The organism is Phormidium tenue FACHB-1052, assembly GCF_014696675.1.
Lineage (GTDB): Bacteria > Cyanobacteriota > Cyanobacteriia > Phormidesmidales > Phormidesmidaceae > Nodosilinea > Nodosilinea tenuis_A.
Genome location: NZ_JACJQN010000003.1, coordinates 284901 through 301966, shown reverse-complemented (window position 1 = coordinate 301966; position 17066 = coordinate 284901). Strand labels below are relative to the sequence as shown.

General features: G+C 60.8%; 13 protein-coding genes and 1 pseudogene. 7 read left to right on the top strand and 7 right to left on the bottom strand.

Annotated features, from left to right (window positions below):
• Both H6G07_RS27030 and H6G07_RS07435 read right to left on the bottom strand, forming a co-directional pair.
• A partial coding sequence (locus H6G07_RS27030) for a transposase-like zinc-binding domain-containing protein (protein WP_422393855.1) occupies window positions 1-61 on the bottom strand: 61 nt, incomplete at its 3' end.
• A gap of 45 nt (window positions 62-106) precedes the next feature.
• Window positions 107-706, bottom strand: coding sequence for a DUF3611 family protein (locus H6G07_RS07435; RefSeq protein WP_073607740.1), 600 nt, complete (start codon window positions 704-706; stop codon window positions 107-109).
• A 290-nt stretch (window positions 707-996) separates the two neighbouring features.
• On the opposite strand from H6G07_RS07435, the gene H6G07_RS07430 reads away from it, so the two are divergent.
• The 7 genes from H6G07_RS07430 (at window position 997) to H6G07_RS07400 (ending at window position 12867) form a co-directional block, all read left to right on the top strand.
• Entirely contained in the window at window positions 997-3723 is a 2727-nt protein-coding gene (locus H6G07_RS07430) for an MGH1-like glycoside hydrolase domain-containing protein (RefSeq protein ID WP_073607738.1), read from the top strand.
• A gap of 250 nt (window positions 3724-3973) precedes the next feature.
• A complete protein-coding gene (locus H6G07_RS07425; protein WP_199311959.1) occupies window positions 3974-5392 on the top strand; it encodes an ABC transporter substrate-binding protein in 1419 nt (472 codons plus the stop codon).
• Window positions 5389-8301 carry an EAL domain-containing protein gene (locus H6G07_RS26645; RefSeq protein ID WP_073607737.1) on the top strand — a complete coding sequence of 971 codons (2913 nt, stop codon included), beginning with the start codon at window positions 5389-5391 and terminating at the stop codon, window positions 8299-8301. The genes H6G07_RS07425 and H6G07_RS26645 overlap by 4 nt, the downstream gene beginning before the upstream one ends.
• Window positions 8302-8409: 108 nt before the next feature.
• Window positions 8410-9501: a response regulator gene (locus H6G07_RS07415; protein ID WP_073607736.1), complete on the top strand. Its 1092-nt coding sequence runs from the start codon at window positions 8410-8412 to the stop codon at window positions 9499-9501.
• 26 nt (window positions 9502-9527) lie between these two features.
• A complete protein-coding gene (locus H6G07_RS07410) occupies window positions 9528-12233 on the top strand; it encodes a HAMP domain-containing histidine kinase (RefSeq protein ID WP_073607735.1) in 2706 nt (901 codons plus the stop codon).
• The gene (locus H6G07_RS07405) at window positions 12226-12603 is read left to right on the top strand and encodes a response regulator (protein ID WP_073607734.1); all 378 of its coding nucleotides are present in this window, start codon (window positions 12226-12228) and stop codon (window positions 12601-12603) included. Before H6G07_RS07410 ends, H6G07_RS07405 begins: the two co-directional genes overlap by 8 nt.
• A 63-nt stretch (window positions 12604-12666) precedes the next feature.
• Window positions 12667-12867, top strand: coding sequence for a hypothetical protein (locus H6G07_RS07400; RefSeq protein ID WP_073607733.1), 201 nt, complete (start codon window positions 12667-12669; stop codon window positions 12865-12867).
• A gap of 126 nt (window positions 12868-12993) precedes the next feature.
• Here H6G07_RS07400 and H6G07_RS26850 read toward each other — a convergent pair whose 3' ends face one another.
• The 5 genes and pseudogenes from H6G07_RS26850 to H6G07_RS07380 all read right to left on the bottom strand — a co-directional run bounded on the left by H6G07_RS26850 (window position 12994) and on the right by H6G07_RS07380 (window position 17018).
• Window positions 12994-13809 (bottom strand): thiazole synthase, encoded by an 816-nt coding sequence (locus H6G07_RS26850; protein ID WP_242026664.1) that lies wholly within the window; start codon window positions 13807-13809, stop codon window positions 12994-12996.
• A 159-nt stretch (window positions 13810-13968) separates the two neighbouring features.
• Window positions 13969-14976, bottom strand: a pseudogene (gene thiO, locus H6G07_RS26845) (glycine oxidase ThiO); the annotation flags it as partial.
• A 79-nt stretch (window positions 14977-15055) separates the two neighbouring features.
• Complete coding sequence (locus H6G07_RS07390) at window positions 15056-15541, bottom strand: hypothetical protein (protein ID WP_073607731.1); 486 nt, start codon at window positions 15539-15541, stop codon at window positions 15056-15058.
• A gap of 95 nt (window positions 15542-15636) precedes the next feature.
• Window positions 15637-16209, bottom strand: a complete 573-nt coding sequence (locus tag H6G07_RS07385) for a hypothetical protein (protein ID WP_139296963.1) — start codon at window positions 16207-16209, stop codon at window positions 15637-15639.
• A gap of 173 nt (window positions 16210-16382) precedes the next feature.
• Window positions 16383-17018 (bottom strand): CatB-related O-acetyltransferase, encoded by a 636-nt coding sequence (locus H6G07_RS07380; protein WP_073607729.1) that lies wholly within the window; start codon window positions 17016-17018, stop codon window positions 16383-16385.
• Window positions 17019-17066 lie beyond the last annotated feature (48 nt).

Sequence of the window (17066 nt, the reverse complement as noted above, 5' to 3'; positions counted from 1 at the left end):
GCTTACCTTTCCGTTTACCATTCTTACGGATATGCGTGGCTCCACAGTCTGGACATTGCATCGCAGATTACCCTAATTCATCTCTCAATTATGCAACGCCGAAATTTTAAGTAAACAAATCTGGGGAGTTGCGGTGGCGGCCCACCTGGTAGATCAACAGTAGGGCGATGACCACACCGACTAAACCAGCGGCGATCGCACTCACCATCGCCTGAATCGCAATCATGCTGGAGGGGGTAATTAGCCCGCCGGGCACCGCTGCTGCACCGGGGGTAACCACCGTAGTGCCCTGGGGAATGGTCAGCATTTTGATGCTCAGCAGCGTCACTCGCCAGAGGGCCAGCAGCACGCCGATCGACATCAGCGCCAGGTTGCTCAGCAGCCCCAGCTTGAGGTTGCGCTTCACCGTCGACTTGGCCGGGCGCAGGTCTGGGTCGTCGAGCCGCCGCGCCATGCCGATATAGCGGAAGCACCAGTAGATGCTAAACAGCAAAATCCCCAGCCCCAACACCGCCAGCCACAATCCCCAGGACGATCGCACATCGCGCCACTGGGGGTTGATCACCATGCGGGCAATTACCACCAGTAGCGGCATCACCCCCAACAACGACTGAAGAATCAGCCCGACCCAGCCAAGGGTGCGGCAGTAGCGGGCGATCTGGGTAGGGCTGGGGCTGGCGGGCTGGGCGCGGAGGAAGTCGAACATGGGGGAAGGGAGAGTGGGGAGTGAAGGGGTGGGGGAGTTGAGGCGTGGAGATAGAGTTTTGAATGTTGAGTGTTGAGTTACGAGAATGCATTCAAAACTAAAAATTCAAAATTCGAAATTCAAAACTCTGTCTTTCCCATAGTCGCCGTCGACCATAGGAATTTCATAGGAAGTTTCGAGAAGATAGCGGCTAGCCTGCTCCCTCGGGGTTTAAGTCTTTTTGAGATTTTTAAGGCTCCCCTGGGGATTGGGCAAAAATCTAGCTACTTTCATCAGGCAGGAGCAGCACCGTGAGCGCAGAAGCCAATCGCCTAGCCGAAACCCGTGCCCAAATTGCCCCCTGGCAAAAGTGGGGGCCTTACCTGAGCGAGCGCCAGTGGGGCACCGTGCGCGAAGACTACAGCACCGACGGCAACGCCTGGGATTATTTTCCCCACGACCAGGCGCGATCGCGGGCTTACCGCTGGGGCGAAGATGGCCTCGGCGGCATTACCGACGACCACAACCTGCTGTGCTTTGCTCTGGCGTTGTGGAATGGTCAGGACCCCATTCTCAAAGAGCGGCTGTTTGGCCTGACCAACAGCCAGGGCAACCACGGCGAAGACGTGAAGGAGTACTACTTCTACCTCGACAGCACGCCGACCCATTCCTACATGAAGTACCTCTACAAGTACCCCCAGGCGGCCTATCCCTACGAAGATCTGGTCAACACCAACCGCAGCCGCAACCGCTACGAGCTGGAGTACGAGCTGCTAGATACGGGCATTTTTGACGACGACCGCTACTTCGACGTGTTTGTAGAGTACGCCAAGGCCGACGCCGAAGACGTGCTGATTCAGATCAGCGTGGCCAATCGGGGGCTGGAGGCAGCGCCGCTGCACCTGCTGCCTACCCTATGGTTTCGCAACACCTGGTCGTGGAAGGAAACCGGCGAAAAGTCGGAGCTGAAGGCTTTGGGCAATGGGGTAGTGCAGGCCTGCGTCACCAACCCAGAGCTGACGGACTTGATGCGCGACTACTATTTCTACTGCGACGCCGGGGTGCCGCTGCTGTTTACCGAAAACGAAACTAACAACGAGCGCATCTTTGGCACCCTCAACTCCAGCCCCTACGTCAAAGACGGCATCAATAACTATGTGGTGGACGGCAAAACCGACTTGGTCAACCCCGATGGGGTGGGCACCAAAGTTTCGCCCCACTACCAGCTCACTGTGGGGGCGGGCGAAACGGTGGTGGTGAAGCTGCGGCTGACCAAGAGCAGCCCTGATCAGGTGGGTGACCCCTTTGGGGCCTATTTTGACGACCAGTTTGCGGCGCGGCTGAAAGAGGCCGACGAGTTTTACGCCACAGTGATTCCGCCTGCGATCTTGGCGGATGGCGATCGCGCCAACGTCATGCGCCAGGCTCTGGCCGGCATGATGTGGACCAAGCAGTACTTCTACTACGACCTCGACCTCTGGCTGCGCGAACGCAACGTCACCCCCTGGACGCCCGTGATCGACAAGCGTAATGTGCGCAACAGCGAGTGGTTTCACATGATGAACGACGACATCGTGTCGATGCCCGACAAGTGGGAGTACCCCTGGTACGCGGCGTGGGACCTGGCCTTTCACGTCATCCCCATCAGCCTGATTGACCCCGACTTTGCCAAGTCGCAGCTAATGCTGATGCTGCGCGAAGACTACCTGCACCCCAACGGCCAGATTCCGGCCTACGAGTGGAACTTTGGCGATGTCAACCCGCCCGTCCACGCCTTTGCTACCTGGGAGATCTATGTGCGCGATCGCGAGCGCAACAACGGCCAGGGCGACCTGGAGTTTCTCAAGTACGCCTTTTCGAAGCTGCTGATCAACTTCACCTGGTGGGTCAACCGCAAAGACGAGGGCGGCAACAACCTGTTTGAGGGCGGGTTCCTTGGCCTCGACAACATCGGCGTGTTTGACCGCAGCTCGCCGCTGCCCACCGGGGGCAGGCTGGAGCAGGCCGACGGCACCGCCTGGATGGTGTTCTTTAGCCAGCGGATGTTTCAGATTGCGATCGAGCTGGCCCTCCACGACCACCTCTACGAAGACCTGGCAATCAAGTTCTTTGAGCACACCATGTGGATTGCCGGGGCGATGGATCGCATCGGCACCCACCAGGACGAGCTGTGGGATGAAGAGGACGGCTTTTTCTACGATGTGCTGCGGTTACCGGACGGCAACTCGACCCGGCTGAAGGTGCGATCGCTGGTCGGCCTGCTCTCGCTGATGGCCGTCGCCGTCTTCCCCCGCGAGGCCTTTACCGAGCTGCCTCGGCTGCGGGAGCGGGTCGAGAAGTTCATCGCTCGCCACCCCGAGCTGGTGGGCAATGTGCATCTGCCGATCAAGCAGGGCTACAACCACCGCCTGATGCTGTCGATTCTCAATGAAGACAAGCTGCGCAAGGTGCTCAGCCGCATGCTCGACGAGGGCGAATTTTTGAGTGACTACGGCATTCGCTCTCTGTCGCGCTTCCACCACGACCATCCCTACGTCTTCTACCACGCCGGGCAGGAGTACAAAGTCGGCTACGTGCCCGGCGACTCGACCTCGGGCATGTTTGGCGGCAACTCCAACTGGCGCGGCCCGATCTGGATGCCCGTCAACCTGCTGCTGATTCGGGCGCTCTTGCAGCTCTACAGCTACTACGGCGACGATTTCAAACTGGAGTATCCCACCGGCTCGGGCGACGAAAAGACCCTGTTTGAAATCACCCAGTGCATCAGCGAGCGCCTGGTCAGCATCTTTACCAAAGATGAAAACGGTCGCCGCCCGGTTTACGGCGGGGCCGAGAAGTTTCAGACCGACCCCCACTGGCAGGATCTAATTTTGTTCTACGAATATTTCCACGGCGACGACGGCTCGGGCATTGGGGCCAGCCACCAGACCGGCTGGACGGGCTGCATTGCTCGCATCATTCAGGCCCTGGGCTACTTTACGCCCGACACCGTGCTTGAGACCATCAGCCCTGGGGAATTGGTCAAATACTCTGTGTAGCTACAGCAGCAATTATTGGACTTAAGGTTCAATTGACTTAATCTTCAACCGACTGGGGCAAACCCTGTGGGAAAATAGGCCCCCTAACCATCGGCAGGTTGGGGGGCCATTGCCCATGGGGGTTAAGTCTTTAGGCCTAATCTTGCGCTGCCTTTCCGTCCAGGGTCGGCAACTTGCGCCCCTGGGGCATGCTTAAGGAAACAGCCGGTGCATCTCTCAATGGTTCCTGTTCCTTTAAATCGTTGCCGTGATGCCAAAGCTATTCGCTCAGTCTATGGGGGTGCTGCGTCGCCGTCGATTTATGCAGCTGGCGGCGGCGGCGGGGGTCACGCGTTTGACCACTTGCCAACCACCGGCTCGACTCCCTGCCGATGGAACAGCGATCGAGTCTAATCAAAATTTTGACTGGCGACGGTTTGCAGGCGCTCAGATCGGCCTGCTGCTAGACGATCACCCCTGGACGACGGGCCTGCTGCCCTACCTGCCCGACTTTGAGGCTCTAACCGGCATCACTCTCCAGCCTCGCACGGTGGCAGAACCGGCCTACTTTGCGGAGATGGAGGCTCTGCTGCGGGCTGACCCCGTGCCAATGGATGTCTTCTTCTTGCCGATGGACTCTACCGCCTACCGCCTGTGGAAAGACGATCTGCTGCTGCCGCTGACACCGTGGCTCAACGACCCTAAGCTAACGGTGGCCAACTACAACCTATTTGACTTTCCCGAGGGGTTTCGGCTGGCGGCTATGTATCCGCCCGACGATAGTAGCCCCCAGCTGTTTGGCATCCCCGCTACCTTTGAAGCGTATATTCTGTTCTACAACAAGCGGCTAGTAAATCAATTTTTGGCGGGTCGAGTGCCCCAAACCATGGCCGAGCTGGTGCAGGCTGCGGCTCAGATCAACGAGAGCGGGCAGGCCATTGGGGCGGTGATGCGTGGGGTTAAATCTGACGTCATTATCGATACGGTGACGGGACTTGTGCTCAATGGCTGGGGAGGGGAGCCAACTCCGCTGCCCTTTAACCTGTGGTTTGACGGTGACTGGCAACAGCCTTCCCTCACCGATCCTCGCGTGGTTGAGGGGCTGACCACCTATGCCCAGCTGATGCAGGCGGGGCCAGCCGATATCAAACAGATGAACTGGCGAGAGGCCACCCAGCTATTTCAGGCAGGAAAAGCGGCGTTTTACATCGATGCCAGCCTGTTTGGGCCTGTCTTTGAGCAGCGTGAAACCTCGGCGATCGCCGGTCAGGTGGGCTACACCGTGCTGCCCCGAGTTCACCAACAGAGCCTGACCGGCCACTGGCTGTGGGGGCTTGGCATTCCCCAGCGCTCTAACCATCCCCAGGCCGCCTGGCTGTTTATTCAATGGGCCACCAGCCCAGAGATGGAAGCCAAAATTGCCGTTGCTACCTGGGGGGCACCCCGGTTTTCGAGCTGGCTGACGCCGTCGGTCTACACTGAGGCGATCAACTTTGACTATGCTCTGGCCGTGCAGACCGCCATGCAGACCTCGCGTCCGACCGCCGTGCTGCACCCCCGCTGGAACCAGGTGGCTTTAGCGATCGCAGCGGCCATTCACGCCATCTACGACGGGGTAGAGCCAGCCCTGGCCGCCGACCAGCTCCAGGCTACCGTCAGGCAGCTAATGGCGGATGAGGGATCGCCATGAGGGGCCGTCTGCGGTGGTTTAAAACCATTCGAGCTCAGCTGATGCTGGGGTTTGGCATCATTTTGCTGCTGCACGGCCTCAGCGCCGCCATTGGCTACGGCAGTTTGCAGCGGCTGCGATCTCGCAGCCAGGCCACCCTCGACAACGCCGCCCAGCTGCGGGAGCGGAGTCTGGAGTTAAAAACCAACTTTTTGCTGGCTCGGCAGGCTGAGGAGGCCTATTTTGACACCTGGCAGGGGGGCGATGTCAGTGCCAAAGCCCAGGGGCATGTGCAAACTAACCATACCTACATGGCCCAGGCCCGCCAAAACCTAGCCGACCTGAGGGAACTAGAAGCGCAGAACCCCGAGCTAGCCGAGGAATTTGCCCTGCTGGATTCGCTGTTTAACAACTACGAAGCGGCCTTTGACACCACCACTCGCCGCATTGCTGAGGACAGTCTCAACCATGAGGTTCACCAGCAGCTCGAAGATTTGCTCGCCGCCCTGCCCGACAGCCAGCGCCCCGAGATCGCCACCCTGCATAGGCTGGTGTGGCAGCTAATGGCCGATCAGCAGACCTACCTGAATACCCAAGATCTGGCCTATCTCGACGCTCTGCAATCGGGGTTAGACCAGCTGAAGGCCACCCTGGAGCAACTGCCAGCGGGGGCGCTAGACCCTGAGGCCCAGGCGCTGATGCAAACCTACAGTCTCTCCCTCAATGCGCTGCTGTTTCTCGATCAGCAGGTGCAGGTCAACCGCATCATTGCGGCCAATATCAACCGGGACATCAACGAGATTATTCAAACCATTAGCGAGCGCTCCTCCACCCGCGCCGCGGCAGCCCGCCTGGAGCTGGCCAACACCGCCAACCAGAGCAGCGCCGCCCTGCTGGCTACGGCCCTGACGGCCCTGGCCCTGGCGATCGGGGCCAGCGTGGTGCTGGGGCGGCGGATTATGACGCCGCTGACGCTGATGGCGATCGCCGCCCAGCGCATTGCCCAGCAAGACCTCAGCCAGCCCTTAAAACTCACCGGCGACAACGAATTTACGGCGGTAGCCCAGGCGTTTAACCACATGGTGAACCAGCTGCGGCAAACCCTAGACACCCTAGAGCAGCGAGTTGAGGGGCGCACCACGGCCCTGGCCACAGCCAATCAGTCGCTGCAAAAGCAAACCTACTCCCTGAAGATCGCCCTGCAAAAGCTACGCCACAGCGAGGCCAACTATCGCCTTTTGGTCGACCATCTCCATGCTGGGGTGATTGTCCATGCTCCCGATACCACCATTGTCATGTGCAATCAGATGGCGGTGCAGCTGCTGGGGCTGCCGATGGAAGACATGGTGGGCCAGCGCACCGACAACCCGCCCTGGGCAATTGTGGATGAAACCGGCCTGGCGCTGGCGCCCGAGCACTATCCGGTGACGCAGGTGCTCGCCAGCCAGCGGCCCCTGCAAAACCGCGTGCTGGGCATTTGCTCCACCCAGGCTCAAGACTGCACCTGGGTGTTGGTCAACGCGTTTCCCACCTTTGATGAGGCCCAGCGGCTAACCCAGGTGGTGGTCACCTTTATCGACATCAGCGATCGCAAACTAGCCGAAGAAGAACTGCGCCACCAGGCCCTGCACGACGCCCTCACCGGCCTGCCCAACCGCGCCCTGTTCACCGAGCGGTTAGAGCAGGTGATGCAGCGGTTCAAACGCCACCCCGATCAGCTGTTTGCGGTGTTGTTCATCGACTTAGACCGCTTTAAGGTGATCAACGACAGCCTCGGCCACCTGGTGGGCGACGAGCTGCTGGTGCAAATTGCCCACATTCTGCAACGCCACGTCAGGGTCAGCGACACAGTGGCCCGGCTGGGGGGCGACGAGTTTGTGATTTTGCTAGAGCAAATCACCAGTTTGAACGAAGCCATCCATGTGGTAGAGCGCATTCAGGCCGATATCAAAGCGCCATTTCAGCTGATGGGCCGCACCGTGTTTACCTCCGCCAGCCTGGGCATTGCCCTGGCCAGCCCCGACTACGAGCGGGGCGAAGACATGCTGCGCGACGCCGACAACGCCATGTATCGGGCCAAGGGTGGGGGGCAGGCGTCGGGCTACGAAATTTTTAACCCGGCCATGCACGCCAGCGCGATCGCCCTATTTGAGCTAGAAACCCAGCTGCGCCAGGCCCTAGAGCATCAAGACTTCGTGCTCTACTACCAGCCCATCGTCAGCCTGCGCGATCGGCAGCTGCTGGGGTTTGAGGCGCTGGTGCGGTGGGTGCATCCCCAGCGCGGGCTGATTTCCCCCGGCGAATTTATTCCCCTGGCGGAGGAAACGGGGCTGATTATTCCCCTCAGCAAGTGGATTTTTGAGACGGCCTGCCGACAGATGGCCGACTGGTGTGACCGGTTCCCGCTGGTCAGGGGGCTGAAGATGAATGTGAACGTGGCGGCGGCGCAGTTTGAGCGGCCCGAATTTTTTGAGCAGATCAAAGCTGTTTTGGCTCGCACCGCGCTGCCGGCCACCAACTTTGGTCTAGAGGTGACCGAGAGCCTGCTGCTGCTGAATGTGAAGGGCGTGCTGTCAACCCTCTCGAATCTGCAAGAGCAGGGAGTTGACATCAAAATTGATGACTTTGGCACCGGCTACTCTTCCCTCAGCTATCTCAAGCGCTTTCCGATCAACACCCTCAAGATCGACCAGTCGTTTGTCGAAAACATTGACGTTGACCACGACGATGTCAGCATCGTCAAAGCCATCATTCAAATTGCCAAGTCGTTGGGCATGACGGTGATTGCCGAAGGGGTCGAAACCGAGTTTCAAACTCGCCGCCTAGAGCAGTTGGGCTGCGACGCCATTCAGGGCTACTGGATTGCGCCGCCGCTGCCCCCCGACCAGGTGGAAGCGTTTATTCAGCAGCCCCGCCATCGACCGGCCTAAACGGTTTCCATTACCGAGGTGGGGGATTGTGGTCAGTCGGCTAGCGGAGTATGGTGGGGGCAAGATAACACCCTCCTTTAGATATATTTTTTGTGATGCCCCCTGGTAATGAAAATACTGCTGCTAGAGGATGACCCATCCACCAGTGAGTTTTTAGCCGATACCCTAACCAGCCATCGCTACGCCGTCGATGCGGTCGCCGATGGGGCCACCGGCCTCGATCTGGCCAGCCGCTGGCCCTACGACCTGTTGATTGTCGACTGGCTGCTGCCGACTTTAGACGGGCCAGAGGTCTGCCGCCGCCTGCGCGCCCAGGGCAACCGCACCCCTATTCTTATGCTCACGGTCAAGGCCACCAGCGCTGACATTGTCGCCGGGCTAGACGCTGGGGCCGACGACTACCTGGCTAAAACCGGCGATGCGCCCCAGCTGCTGGCGCGGGTGCGGGCCTTGCTGCGACGCAGCAGCGTCACGGCCCCGGTGCTGAGCTGGGGCGAGCTGCGTCTCGACCCGGCCCTCACCCAGGTGACCTACCGCCAACAGCCGATTGCCTGCCGCCCCAAAGAATATGAACTGCTGGAGCTGTTTTTGCGCCAGCCCCAGCGGATGCTGACCCGCAGCGCCATCATCGACCACCTGTGGCCCATGGCCGACACCCCGGTCGAAGGCTCGGTCACCAACCTGATCAAAGATCTGCGCCAGCGGCTCAAGGCAGCGGGCCTGGTCACCAGCCCCATTGAGACGGTCTATGGGCTGGGCTATCGGCTCAAGGCGGTGCCCGCCGACGAGTCTGAACCGGCCCCCGCGACGAGTTCACCCCGGCTAGATCGGGTGATGCAGCAGGCAACCCAGCGGTTTCGAGCCTCCCTGGAGCAGCGGCTGGGGGTGTTAGATCGGGCCATGCAGGCGCTAGAATCAGACACCTTTAGCCCTGAGCTGCGGCAGCTAGCCACCACCGAAGCCCACCGGCTGGCAGGGGGGCTGGGGCTGTTTGGCTATGCCCAGGCTTCAGAGATGGCGGAGGTGATCGAGCGGCTGCTGCGCTCTGCCCCCCACCCCAAACTGCGGCCCCAGCTATCCCACCGATTAGAGCTGCTGAAGCGATCGCTGATGATTCCGGCGGGTGAAGAAGACGCCCTTGCTAACTGTGACCAAGCTAACTGTGACCAAGCTAACTGTGACCAAAGGGCTGTGCCTTAGCCCTGCCGTGCTCTATCGTTGCGCCTATGGGTCTGCCCCGCCTCAGCCTATCGCCCCCGCTACCACTGCACTGGGTGCTCACGGTGCCGCTGGTGCTGTTTGCCCTGCTGGCGATGGTGGTGGCGGGCGACTCAGCCCAGTGGCAAGCCGATCGTGCCAATCAGACTGTACTGCTGCTGCTGGTTACCCTGGGGGGGGCGATCGCCCTGGGGCTGCTGCTCACCCAGGCGCTCCTGGCCCGCCTGCGGCTGTTTGCTCGGGTCAGCAGCGAGCTGGCGGCGGGCAATTTGGCCCAGCGGTTGCCCACCAACAGCCGCATCAGCGAGTTTAACCACCTGGCCCGCTCCTTTAACCAGATGGCCGAACAGCTCCAGCAATCGTTTCAGCGTTTGCAGAGCACCCTGGCCGAGTCAGAAACCAAGTTCATCACCATCTTTCGCACCAGCCCCGACCCCATGGCGATCGCCACGCGGGCCGAGGGCCGCCTGCTGGATGTCAACCACAGCCTGCTGGAGTTTTTTGGCTACGATCGCGACGAGATGGTGGGGCGCACGGCCATCGAACTCAACCTGTGGGCCGATCTGAGCCAGCGCCGCGTCTACCGTACCCTGCTAGAGCAGCAGGGTCGGGTGCGCAATCTAGAAATTCAGATTTTAACTAAGGGGGGCGAGGTTAAAACCGTGCTGCTCTCCGCCGAGGCCCAGACCCTGGATGGCCAGGACTGTCTGATCGTCACCCACCGCGACATCACCGATCGCCACCGGGCCGAGGCCGCCCTGCGCCGCAGTCAGCAGCAGCTCGCCCTGGCCCAGCGGGTGGCCCAGGTGGGCTACTGGGAATTTGACGTCGCCAGCCAGGGGATTTCCTGGTCGGAGATGACCTTTCGCAACTGGGGGCTGGAGCCAGCCTCGGCCCCGCCCACCTACGATGAGCTGCTGCAAAAGCTGCCGCCCGACGATCGCGATCGCCTCACCCAGCGCATCGCCACCGCTATTGCCGAGGGGCTGCCCTACCAGGTTGACCTGCGCCCCATTCACCCCGACGGCTCAGTTCACTACCTCGATGCCCGAGGCGAGCCGATCTTTGATGACCAGGGGCGGGTGGTCAAGCTGATGGGCGTCTCGATGGATATCACCGATCGCAAACAGGTGGAGCTGGCCCTGCAGGAGAGCGAAACCCGCTTTCGGCAGCTAGCTGAGGCTGTACAGGAGGGCTTTTTTGTCTACGACACCGAGACGGCCCACTACGCCTACGTCAATTCGGCCTACTGGAAAATTCGAGGAATCGACCCGGTGACGGCCCCCGGCCCCGATAGCGAATCCCAATGGATTGACGGCATTCACCCCGACGATCGCGATCGCATCGTCGCCGCCCTCGGGCGAGAGCGTCAGGGCGAAAACTTCGACCAGGAATATCGCTACATCACCCCTGGGGGCGAGCTGCGCTGGCTGCGCTCCAAGGCGTTTCCGCTGTTTAACGAGGCGGGCCAGGTGGTGCGGGTGGTCGGCACCGTCGAAAACACCACCGAGAGCAAACGCACCGAAGAAGCCCTGCGCCAGAGCGAAGCCCGGTTTCGCAGTGCCTTTGACGACGCCCCCCACGGCATTTCGCTGGTGTCAACCACCGGGCAGTTTGTGCTGGTCAATGCCTACTACTGCACCCTGCTGGGCTACACCGAGGCCGAGCTGCTGACCCTCACCTTCAAAGACATCACCCACCCCGCCGACTGGGCAACTGACTGGGAGGGGTTTCAGCGCATGATGAAAGGCGAAGCACGCACCTACGAGATCGAAAAGCGCTACCTCACCAAGCAGGGGGAGGTGATTCCAGTGGTGATCAATGCGGCCCCGATCTACGACGGGGCGGGCAACCCTATCTACTCCGTCGGCCATGTGCAGGATATTCGTGAACGCCTGGCCATCGATCGCATGAAAGATGAGTTTATCTCCGTAGTCAGCCACGAGCTGCGCACCCCGATCACCGCCATCCAGGGAGCCCTGGCGCTGCTGGGGGCCGGAGTCTACGCCGATCGCCCCGAAAAGGCCCGCCGCATGCTCGACATTGCCATCAACAACAGCGATCGCCTAGTGCGCCTGGTGGACGACATTCTCAGCTTTGAGCGGCTCGAATCGGGCAACGTGCAGCTCGAAAAAGAAACCTGCCAGGTCGCCACCCTGATGTACCAGGCGATCGACAGCGTGCAGCCCCTGGCCGATCGCTCCGGCATCACCATCGCCCTCGTGCCGCTCCATCTCACCCTGTGGGCCGCCCCCGATGCGATCATTCAGGTGCTCACGAACCTGCTCAGCAACGCCATTAAGTTTTCGCGCCACGGGGAGACGGTGTGGGTGAAATCGGAAGTGGTGGGGGGTGGGGAGGTCGGACAGGTGGAGGAGGTGGGGCAAATTACCGCCACACTTCGAGAAGGGCAAAGCCCTAGACCCCCCAACCCCTCACCCCTCACCCCCTTACCCCCCACCCCCCACCTCCTCCTCACCGTCCGCGACCAGGGACGCGGCATTCCTGCCGAAAAGCTGGAGGTGATTTTTGATCAATTTCAGCAGGTCGATGCCTCGGACTCGCGGCAGCGCGGCGGCACGGGGCTAGGCCTGGCGATCTGCAAACGGATTGTGCAGCAGCACCAGGGGCGCATCTGGGCTGAGAGCCATCTGGGGCAGGGCAGCACCTTTTTAGTGCAGCTGCCGCTGAGGTCGGCGACTAACCATGGCTAAGCGGGTGCTGCTGATCGACGATGAAGCCGACATTCGCGCCATCGTGCAGGCGGCCTTAGAAGAACTGGCGGGCTGGGAAACTCTCGGGGCGACCTCTGGGGTTGAAGGGCTGCACCTGGCCCAAGAATCTCCCATTGACGCCATTTTGCTTGATATTTCTATGCCCGACATGGATGGCTTTGAGATCTACGATAGGCTGCGCCGCCACCCCGCCACCGAGGCGATTCCAGTAATTGTGCTCACCTCTAAGGTGCTGGCGCGCGATCGCGCCCGCTTCACCGCCCTCCAGGTGACAGGCCTGATCACCAAACCCTTTAACCCCCTCACCCTGCCCCAGCAAATTGCCCACCTGCTCAACTGGAGCCTGTAGTATTCGCCACCAGCGGTATCGACCGGTTACAACTGGTACATACCTTTGCCAAGGGTCTGCCCTATGTCATCGCCATCCCAGGCTGGCTGCCCCATCACCGATCTCGTTAGCCAGCTCATTCAGGCACGCATCATTACCCAAGCACAGTACCAGGAGCTAACTACCCTGGTTCTCGCCGACGGCACTATTGATGAGAGCGAGCGCAAGCAAGTCAACCGCCTGTTTGACGCGATTCAGCTAGGGCGGGTGAAGATTTTGGACTAGGGGATAGGGTGATGGGGTAAGGGGATGGTGGAGTAAGGGGGGCAAAGTTTGTCCAAAGGACTTAGGGATGACTCGATCTAACTCACCTACTCCCTCACTCTCCCACTCCGTCACCCTCCCACTCCCCTACTCCGTCACCCTCCCCGTCAGCGGCGAACTAGCACTCGCTACCCCCTGCACCGGAATCCGCCCGGCGCGGTAGGCGAGGCGACCGGCCAGGGTGGCGAGGCCCATGGCGAGGCCCATGGCGATCGGGTTGGCGGCTTTAGCGATCGCGGTGTTGATCAGCAGCGCATCGGCCCCCATTTCCATCGCTTCGGCGGCTTCGCTGGGGGTGCCAATCCCGGCATCCACCACCACGGGCACCTTGGCCGTTTCGATGATGATTTGAATGTTGGCGGCGTTGCGAATGCCCTGGCCCGAGCCAATCGGCGACCCCAGGGGCATAACGGTGGCGCAGCCTACCTCTTCTAAGCGCTTGGCCAGCAGCGGGTCGGCATTGATGTAGGGCAGCACCGCAAAGCCTTCTTTCACCAATTGTTCAGCAGCCTCCAGGGTGCCGATGGGGTCGGGCAGCAGGTACTTAGCGTCGGGGATGACTTCGAGCTTGACGAAGTTGTTGTCTTCCTGGCCCAGCAGTTTAGCCATTTCGCGGCCCAGGCGAGCCACGCGGATGGCTTCCTCAGCGGTTTTGCAGCCAGCGGTATTGGGCAACATCCAAATCTTTGACCAGTCAAGGGCTTCGGCTAACCCCTGGTGTCCGGGGGCATTGGTCTGCACCCGTCGCACTGCCACGGTGACAATTTCGCAGCCGCTGGCGGCAATGCTCTGGCGCATCACCCCAAAGTCGTCGTACTTGCCGGTGCCGGTCATCAGCCGCGACGAAAAGGTGCGCCCGGCGATGGTTAGAGGGGTGTCAGTCGGGTCGTTTTCTAAGGACATGGCCCCCAGGGTAGCGGGGGTCGCCGGGGCAGCATTGGTAAAGGTCATAGCCTGAGGGGTAGGAGAAACAACGGGAAGGTGGGGAGGTGTGGGCGAGGCGGTGTGGAAGCGCTGCCAGGAGAACGCAGCTAAGCGCGGGTCGGGCTGGCCCAGTACCGCCTGGGCTACTAGCTGAGCGGTGATGGGGGTGAGCAAAATACCGTTGCGGTAGTGGCCAGTGGCCAGGGTGAGGTTGGCGGCGGGGCCAGGGCCGAGGATGGGCCACTCGTCGGGGGTGGCAGGACGGTACCCCCACCAGGTTTCTTCAAGGGTGAAGTCGGCCAGCAGGGGCAGCAGGGCGATCGCATTGCCCACTAGCTGATGCACGCCGCCCGCCGTATTGTGGGGCGCAAACCCGACATCCTGACTGGTGGCCCCCAGCACAATGCGACCATCCCGGCGGGGCACGATGTAGATATCTTCGCCAAACAGAACCCGCTGCAAGGGTTGAGGGGTGCCATAGCCGAGGGGCACCCGCAGGCTGGCCATTTCGCCCTTTCGAGGAAATACTGGCAGGGGCAATAGCTCATGGGCCCAGGCCCCGGTGGCCAGCACCACCTGGTCGGCGCTAAAGTCACCCGCATGGGCGGTGCAAACCTGCTCAACGCGCCCCTGGTACTGGCGCAGGGCGATCGCCCCAGTGCCCTCGTGCAGGGTCACCCCCAGGTCGATTACCGCCGATCGCAACGCCTGCACCAATAGACGGTTGTCCACCTGGCCTTCGTCGGGGTGCCAAAACGCCCCCTGCACATTGTGGCTAAGGCCGGGCTGATAGTAGGCCAGAGTCGCCGCATCTAGCCAGTTCTGGGAGGAAGACGCGGGTACAGTGCGGCGCGGGGCCAAAATGCCGCAGGGCCAGTAGCCCACCGACTGCCCGGTAAGCGCTTCCAATTTGTTCACCCAGCTAGGATACAGGGCCAGGCTGGCGAGGGCGAGATCGAGCATTGGCCCTGGCGGCAACCCTTCTGCCTGGGGGGCCAGCATGCCTGCGGCGGCGTGGCTGGCCGCCTGCTGAAAGTCGCGGCTGAGCACGGTAACGCTGGCCCCCTGCTGCCGCAGCTCTAGGGCGATCGCCAAGCCAATAACCCCGCCGCCCACTACCAGGACGTCGCTTCCCTGATTTGCCATGCCGTTTAACTCAAGTGCTCAGCCTTATTTTAGGCCACTGGAGGGCGCGCCGCCGCGTCTCTGCCGCAGGAGAATGGGCTTACCACAGGGCTGGAATCGAGTCTAGGTCGGGGTCGGGGGCCGGACGCTGTACCGCATCGGACTGCACTAGGCTCGGCTGAATGGGCGCAATGTCGCCACTTGTCGGATAGGTAGTTGCCGCTCCGGTGCGGGGAATCACGTTACCGGGAGCAGGGTTGACGCCGTTGGCTCCCGTTGTTCCCGTGTTGGTGCCCACCGTCCCTGTGTTGGCTGGCGAGATGGTGGCACGATTGCTGCCCTGGTCGGTAAACGAGCTGTTGCCCGTAGCCGCAGTGCCGTTGGTGCCCACCTCGCTCTGGCGTTGTGCCAAGCGACCGGCCTGTTCGATGGGCAGCGAGCCCAGGCCATCGGCATTTTGAGCGGTTGTGTCTTGCTGGCTAGCGAGGCCCCCTTCTGGGTTGCGATCGCCTGTGAGTCGGTTGAGCCCGCCCGTCAGCATCATCACTAGAGCCGCCAAAATGCCGCCAATAATAAAGCGATTCATAGCCTTCCTCACCCATACCTACGTTCTATGATTGCGCAGATCGCCCCTATTGGCGCAGGAGGCGCAGCTTCTCGCCTGGCTTTGCCTTTTTAATATTACGCCGGTTGAAGAATTACGACCTCAATCCTGAGGTCATCAAAATCGTCTAGGGAGTCTTGATCTTCAAAGGCCACCTCGTAGCGGTTGCCGTTGGTGTACCGGGTGCGCTTGACTTTGACCCCAAAGCCATCGCGCCAAGGGCTTCTGGCCGTCAGACGATTGTCGCCGTCGAAATAGTAGGTAAACACGTCGGCCTCGGGGGCAAAGCGATACCAGCGGGTAGGGTCGTTATCGGTAATGTCTGCCTTTAACTCTGACTCGGGGGGAAGCTGGTTGATTGGGCGAGGGCCTGCATTTTCTTGATAGACCCGCAGCCGCTGCCGAAATAGAGCATTACCACCATAGACCCGATACCACACCTGGTGAGGAGTCATCGTATTGGTGGTGTAAACCGAGTAGGCGGTAGCGTTGGGCATGCTCAGCATCTCGTACTGCCGCACGACGCTACCGAGGGGTGGGGGGGAGCCAGCGCTTTGCTGTGCCGGGGCTCGTAACCCCAAAGGCCAGACCAACAGCACGGTCACTGCGATCGCTAAAAACAAACTATTGACTATGCTGCGCCGTCTCATGCTCTTAGCTACCCGAAGGAATTTGCCCAAAGAATACCCCAGATGGTTAGGCCGAGAACACTGACTGGCCAGCTTGAGCTGGTCAGTGTTGCTAGAGAGTGGACAGTCATTCCACAAGATTTTTCTGGTGACGAGAGTAATCGATCAGCAGGTGCGTTACCGTTTTGTGGGTCTTAAATGTTTCGGAGGGCCTCTTGCAGCGCCTGGAGGTCAGCCCCGCAGATGACGGGCAGGTAGCGGGTAATTTTTTCAATCTCCCAATGCCACCACTGAATGTCTAGCAGAGCCTCAATGGTGGCTTCGTCGAAGCGGTAGCGAATCACTTGGGCGGGGTTGCCGCCGACCACGGCGTAGGGGGGCACGGCCTTAGTCACCACCGACTGGGCGGCGACAATCGCCCCGTCGCCCACCTGCACACCGGGCATGAAAGTCGCGCCGTAGCCGATCCACACGTCGTGGCCAATCACGGTGTCGCCCTTGTTCGGCCATTCACTGGGCATGACCGACTCCCAGCCCTGACCAAACACGGGAAAAGGGTAATTGGTAAACCAGTCGGTGCGGTGGTTGCCGCCGTTCATGATGAATTTGACGTCGGAGGCGATGGAGCAGAACTTGCCGATGATCAGCTTGTCGCCGATGAAGTCGAAGTGGTAGAGCACGTTGCGCTCGAAGTTCTCAGGATTCTCAAAATCGTCGTAGTAGGTGTAGTCGCCGACGAGGATGTTGGGGTTAGTGACTAGGGTGTTGAGAAAGGCCGTGCGGGTGACGCCGGGAATGGGGTGGCGGGTGGTGGGGCTGGGGCCGTGCATGGGAGGGTAAGGGAGATGGGGAAGATGAGGGGGGTGGGGGAGATGGGG

What these genes read in the sequence shown, in the direction of transcription:
- H6G07_RS26850 (WP_242026664.1), bottom strand. Translation starts at nt 13,809, where the DNA reads ATGTCCTTAGAAAACGACCCGACTGACACCCCTCTAACCATCGCCGGG.
- H6G07_RS07385 (WP_139296963.1), bottom strand. Translation starts at nt 16,209, where the DNA reads ATGAGACGGCGCAGCATAGTCAATAGTTTGTTTTTAGCGATCGCAGTG.
- H6G07_RS07435 (WP_073607740.1), bottom strand. Translation starts at nt 706, where the DNA reads ATGTTCGACTTCCTCCGCGCCCAGCCCGCCAGCCCCAGCCCTACCCAG.
- H6G07_RS07390 (WP_073607731.1), bottom strand. Translation starts at nt 15,541, where the DNA reads ATGAATCGCTTTATTATTGGCGGCATTTTGGCGGCTCTAGTGATGATG.
- H6G07_RS07380 (WP_073607729.1), bottom strand. Translation starts at nt 17,018, where the DNA reads ATGCACGGCCCCAGCCCCACCACCCGCCACCCCATTCCCGGCGTCACC.
- H6G07_RS07405 (WP_073607734.1), top strand. Translation starts at nt 12,226, where the DNA reads ATGGCTAAGCGGGTGCTGCTGATCGACGATGAAGCCGACATTCGCGCC.
- H6G07_RS26645 (WP_073607737.1), top strand. Translation starts at nt 5,389, where the DNA reads ATGAGGGGCCGTCTGCGGTGGTTTAAAACCATTCGAGCTCAGCTGATG.
- H6G07_RS07400 (WP_073607733.1), top strand. Translation starts at nt 12,667, where the DNA reads ATGTCATCGCCATCCCAGGCTGGCTGCCCCATCACCGATCTCGTTAGC.
- H6G07_RS07415 (WP_073607736.1), top strand. Translation starts at nt 8,410, where the DNA reads ATGAAAATACTGCTGCTAGAGGATGACCCATCCACCAGTGAGTTTTTA.
- H6G07_RS07425 (WP_199311959.1), top strand. Translation starts at nt 3,974, where the DNA reads ATGCCAAAGCTATTCGCTCAGTCTATGGGGGTGCTGCGTCGCCGTCGA.
- H6G07_RS07410 (WP_073607735.1), top strand. Translation starts at nt 9,528, where the DNA reads ATGGGTCTGCCCCGCCTCAGCCTATCGCCCCCGCTACCACTGCACTGG.